4 protein-coding genes are annotated in these 5,923 nt (G+C 52.3%); 2 read left to right on the forward strand and 2 right to left on the reverse strand.

The features are described 5' to 3' along the window. The first annotated feature begins 217 nt into the window (after positions 1-217). Both HN413_16140 and HN413_16145 read left to right on the forward strand, forming a co-directional pair. Positions 218-1,804 (forward strand): DUF4445 domain-containing protein, encoded by a 1,587-nt coding sequence (locus tag HN413_16140; GenBank protein MBT3391930.1) that lies wholly within the window; start codon positions 218-220, stop codon positions 1,802-1,804. Then, positions 1,801-2,718, forward strand: coding sequence for an EamA family transporter (locus HN413_16145; protein MBT3391931.1), 918 nt, complete (start codon positions 1,801-1,803; stop codon positions 2,716-2,718). Before HN413_16140 ends, HN413_16145 begins: the two co-directional genes overlap by 4 nt. A 67-nt stretch (positions 2,719-2,785) precedes the next feature. Here HN413_16145 and acs read toward each other — a convergent pair whose 3' ends face one another. Further along, positions 2,786-4,681, reverse strand: a complete 1,896-nt coding sequence (gene acs, locus HN413_16150) for an acetate--CoA ligase (GenBank protein ID MBT3391932.1) — start codon at positions 4,679-4,681, stop codon at positions 2,786-2,788. A gap of 118 nt (positions 4,682-4,799) precedes the next feature. After that, positions 4,800-5,923, reverse strand: a 1,124-nt coding sequence (locus HN413_16155; GenBank protein ID MBT3391933.1) for a pyridoxal phosphate-dependent aminotransferase, incomplete at its 5' end; no start/stop codon positions are given.

The raw sequence follows: 5,923 nt of genomic DNA on the forward strand, positions 1-5,923 counted from the left end.
TGCGCCAGCACATTCAGAGTTTCTACGACAAAGTATTTGAAACTTTGCAAAATTTGTCGTAATAACCGTTAGCGGTACTGCAACCAAAGCATTGGCAATTTCATCCAACTAATTAAAGAAGCCACAGAGCACACAGAGTTCACAGAGAAAAATCAATAAAGCTTTTTTATTCTCTGTGAACTCTGTGGCGATTTTTTGAAATATACAGGAAAAAATTATGCCCGAAGTAACCGTCATCTATGGCGAAGAAATTAGAACAGTGCAGGCTCAAAAAGGCGAACTTCTCGGTGAGATCATTGCCAAAACCGGTCTCCCCCTCGAACAACCCTGCGCCGGTCGTGGCACCTGCGGTAAATGCAAGGTGCTCGTCGAAGAAGGTGTCGGCCAACCCGATGAAATTGAACTCGAAAATCTGAGTGCGGGTGAACTTGCGCTGAACAACCGCCTGGCCTGCCGCGCCCGCATCGAAGAAGATTCGCGCCTGGTACTCTCACCCATCGTGGTGTATTCCAACAAAATTTTCAAAAGCAGCTCACGCTATAAACGCGAAAAAGACGTGCCATTGGGACTGGCAATCGACTTTGGCTCCACAACCGTAGCCGCTTTTCTGACCATGCTCGATACCGGCGAAGTTGCCGCGGGCGGCGGCGGGTTGAACCAGCAAACCGTATATGGCGCCGATGTGATCTCGCGTCTGGCCGCGGCCCTAGAAAGCCCCGAAAACGCCGACCGCCTGCAACGCCTGGCGCTGGCTTCCATCAATCAGGCCGTCGATTCGCTGAAACTCTCCAAGCGCATCCTCGAGCGCGTGCAACGCGTCACCATTGTCGGTAACGTAGCTATGCACCATCTCTTAGCCAAACAACCGCTGGAATCGATCTCAATGATGCCCTTCCAGCCGCATAGTTCCGCTTCAATTAAGGATGCCCAATACTTGATGAGTGGCATTTTTCCCGAACATATCCAGGTGATGCTGCCCCCATTGATCGGCGGTTTTGTGGGGTCGGATGCGCTGGCCTGTCTGGCCTATTTCAACTTCGACAACCCTTCGGGGCCAATGGCGGCCATTGATTTGGGCACCAACGGTGAAGTCATGGTCACGGATGGCAAACGCATTCTGACCGCATCCACCGCTGCCGGGCCTGCCTTTGAAGGCGTCAATATTTCCTGCGGCACACGCGCCATCGACGGCGCAATTGTGGATACCCAACTCCAGGATGGTCAGCTTGATCTAGAAACCATCGCCAATGCAGAACCCATCGGACTGACCGGTTCCGGCTTGCTCAGCGCTGTCAACCAATTCCGGCAAGCAGGTGTGATTGACCCCAGCGGACGGATTCTCCCCAAACCCGAAGGCTATACCCATCTCATCGGTAGCGATGAATACGGGGCACGCTCGATTGATCTCGTTGAAGATGGCTCTCTTAAACTTACACAACTCGATGTGCGCGAACTGCAAAAAGCCAAAGGCGCGATCCGCGCCGCCATTGACGTGCTAATGATGCAACTCAATCTGAAGCCTGAAGATTTGCAAAAAGTAATCCTCACCGGCTCCTTCGGCGGGCAGGTGGATATTGACGCCATCATTAACATTGGTTTGATTCCCCCTGTTGCGCCGGAAGTCGTCGAAACCACCGCCAACGGAGCCGGATTCGGCGCGGCGATCTTCCTCTCGGAGGAGGGTTTTGCGCTAGGCGAAAAACTGGCCGCCAAAGCAGAGCAAATTGATCTCGATTTGGATGCTAACTTCAACATATTGTATGTTGAGGGCATGTCGTTATCACCCAATGGTAAACGAGCGTGATAACAACCATAACACCCAACGTGGTGCCCTCGCGCACGCGCGGTATCGCGCTGGTCATCCTGGCAACAGTATTCTGGTCTACATCAGGAATTTTCATCAACCTGATTATCCAACAAAGCGGCGTCAGTTCTGTTAACCTTGCCTTTTGGCGCGATTTAGGCACATTTCTTGTTTTACTGGTTGGCATTGCCTTGCTCAATCCCCAATTACTACGCATCAAGCGTCATGACATCCCCTGGCTCTTTGCTATGGGAGGCAGCATCGGCGCGTTTCACGCCTTATGGAATACAGCCGTTGTGCTCAATGGCGCTTCGATTGCCACTGTCATCCAGAGCGATTCCCCCATTTTCGTCACCATCATGGCCTGGATATTTTTCAAAGAGCCACTTACCCGAAAAAAGTTTGCCGCTATTGCGCTCTCTATCGCAGGGACTGTTCTTATTTCTGGATTTTACGGCATGGGAAGCCTGCAAGTGACGGGCTACGGCGTTACGATTGCGCTGGCTTCTGCCATCATGTATGGCTTGGTCAGTCTGTTCGGGAAAAAACTCGTGGGCAATTATAGTTCTTGGACGGTGCTTTTATACACCTTTGGCATTGCTGCGCTGCTACTGTTGCCCCTCCAATTTGCAACACCCATCCCGTGGCCGATTTCCACGCAAGTGCAATTTCTGTTTGCCGGTTTGGTTTTGATCACCACCGTTTCAGGTTTTGCGCTGTACACTACCGCGCTAAAAGCCCTTCAAGCCAGCGTTGCCTCCATTATGAACACCACCGAAGTCGCGTTTGCTGCTATCCTGGCCTATTTCATTTTGGGCGAACGCCTGGATATCTGGCAAATTATTGGCGCAGCTTTGGTCGTCAGCGGCGTAATTCTCATTTCGCTTCCCAACGGAAAGACCAAAAATACCTGAACTCATCCGTGGCTAAACCAAAAACCGGGCTGCGTGCAGCCCGGTTTTTGGTATTTTCATGATTGAATTAATCTTCCAGCGTAGATGTATCGCCTTCATCCAGACCCAGGGCACGCGCTTTGAGCAAACGACGCATAATCTTGCCGGAGCGCGTCTTGGGGAGCTTGTCCACAAAGGTGATTTCCTCGGGGCGGGCGATCTTGCCGATGTGGTCGCCAACGTGCTGGATGAGTTCATCGGCAAGAGCAGGTGTGGCCACATCGCCTGCACGCAGAATGCAGTAGGCATGAATAGCCTGCCCCTTCACATCATGAGGCAAACCAATTGCCGCGGCTTCAGCGACTGCCGAGTGGCTGACCAACGCGCTTTCAATCTCGGCTGTTCCCAGGCGATAGCCAGAAACCTTAATTACATCATCCACACGCCCGATGATCCAGAAATAGCCATCTTCGTCGCGTTTGGCGGAGTCGCCGGTAGTGTAGTACCCGGGGTATTTACTCCAGTATTGCTCCACATAACGATCAGGATTTTTATAAATCGTGCGCAACATAGCAGGCCAGGGTTTTTTGAGCACCATGTAGCCTTCTTCCCCATCGGCAACAGGATTGCCTTCTTCGTCCAGGATTTCAGCCTCTTGCCCAAAGAAGGGGCGCGTCCCGGAACCGGGCTTGAGCGGCACCACCGGGGTTGGGGTAATCATAAAGTTGCCAGTTTCCGTCTGCCACCAGGTATCCATAATCGGGCAGCGTTCCCCACCGATCACGCGATGATACCATTTCCAGGCCTCGGGGTTAATGGGTTCTCCCACCGAACCCAGCAAACGCAACGAAGAAAGATCATGCCGATTAGGCCAGGATTCGCCGAAACGCATCAGACCGCGGATGGCTGTCGGCGCGGTGTAGAATACGGTCAGGCCATATTTTGCAATCATCTTCCACCAGCGGTCTGGATAGGGGTAATTGGGGGCACCTTCATATATGAAAGATGTGGCCCCCAACACAAGGGGTGCATAAACGATATAGGAGTGCCCGGTGATCCAGCCCGGATCAGCGGCACACCACCAACGATCATCATCCTGCAAATCAAAGACATATTTCAGCGTCGCCGAAGTCCCCACCATGTAGCCGCCGTGGGTATGCAAAATGGCTTTGGGCGTGCCCGTAGTGCCGGATGTATACAAAATAAAGAGAGGGTCTTCGGCATCCAACTTTTCGGTTTTGCAATCGCCGTTGGCAATCGGCAATTGAGCCAAATCATGATACCAATAATCACGCCCCGTTTCCATATATACTTCTTGCCCGGTACGTTTGACTACAATAACCGTTTCCACCGAAGGCGAATGCTTGACCGCTTCGTCCACAATCTGTTTAAGTTCAACAATTTTGCCCCGCATCCAACCGCCATCAGCGGTGATAACCACTTTCGATTCCGAATCGTCAATGCGGCCTTGCAAAGCATCCACACTAAAGCCGCCATAGACAACCGAGTGAATCGCGCCGAGTTTGGCACAAGCCAGCATAGCGAACATAATCTCCGGTATGCGCCCCATATAAATGGTGACGCGATCCCCTTTGCCGACGCCCATAGCTTTGAGGATATTCGCAAACTGATTAACCTCGCGGTTCAATCCGTGATAAGAAATCGCCCGGCTGTCTCCAGGCTCACCTTCCCAGATTAATGCCAGTTTATTCCTGCGCCAGGTTTGAAGATGACGGTCAATGGCATTATGCACAATATTGGTCTGCGCGCCAACAAACCATTTATAAAATGGGGGGGTGCTGTCATCTAAAACCTGATCCCATTTCTGGTACCATTCCAGTTCTTCGGCTTCACTGGCCCAAAAACCTTCCAGATCATCTGCTGCCCATTGGGCAGTTGCCTCCCAATCTTTGAGGCGAGCTTTTTCGATCACCTCCGCGGATGGATAGAACACTTCGCCTTGCAGTTGTTTTTTTGTTGTCATTGTGCCAACCTCCAATTGACGGATACCATTAAGGTTTTCGCTGCATATTAAGAGAAACCCGAACGAAGCCAAATAGACACGCCCAATCCTAAAAAAATATTGGGCACACTAAGGCATCTTACCCTAAAATCGCGGCCATGCGCTCGATAGCCAATTGAATATTTTCAACCGAATTAGCATACGAAAGCCGCAGATAGCCTTCGCCATACTCACCAAAGGAAGACCCTGGTAACAAAGCTACCCCGGCTTCATCCAACAGCCAGTTGGCAACTTCACTCGAAGATTTTCCCAACGCTTTGATATTTGGGAACACATAAAACGCGCCTTGCGGCTTCTGGCAGGTGACACCGGGCAAGCTGTTCAGACCCGCTACAATCACATCTCGCCGTCGCTGATACTCAGCAACCACCACATCCACCTGATCTTGCGGCCCACTGATCGCTTCCATCCCGGCATATTGGATAAATTCCGCCGTTGAGCCGACGGAGTGCGTTAACAACAACCCTATCCGCCGGGCCAGCTCTGCGGGCATAATCCCGTACCCCAGCCGCCAGCCCGTCATGGCATAAGTTTTGGAAAAACCATCCATAATGATGGTGCGCTCGGCCATACCTGGCAAAGCATAGATCGATGGCGCAGCCTCCCCATCGTAGACGATGCGGGCATAAATTTCATCGGAGAGTACCCAAGCATCGTAGCGTTGGGCGGCCGCTGCGATATGCTCCAGATCGGCTTTGGGCATCACCCCGCCGGTGGGGTTACTGGGCGAATTAATGATGATTAATTTTGTGCGTTCATTAATCAACTTATCAAACACAGCCAGATCAAACGAAAAATTATTCGTCTCAGACAGGGGCACAGGAACAGGAACACCACCGGCAACGCCGATCATGGCTTCGTAAGTAGGAAATCCGGGATTGGGGTAGATGACTTCGTCACCCGGCTCAACCAGGGCCAGCGTGGGGAAAAAGATATTCGGCTTCCCACCGGGGCTGACCGCAACTTGCTCGGGGTGGATACTCACCCCCCGGCGTTGGCCTGCATCCTCAGCAATCAGCGCCCGAAATGCGGGCATCCCCGCCGGAGGGGTGTAGCGCGTCTTGCCAGCGGCGATTGCGCGCACACCCTCCAGAGAAATATTGGCAAATGTATCAAAATCCGGCTGACCAATCTCAAGGTGGATGATCTCGCGGCCCTTAGCTTCCAGGGCCTGAGCGCGCGCCAGAACCTCGTAAGCGCCTT

It is taken from the genome of Chloroflexota bacterium, from assembly GCA_018648225.1.
GTDB lineage: Bacteria > Chloroflexota > Anaerolineae > Anaerolineales > UBA11858 > NIOZ-UU35.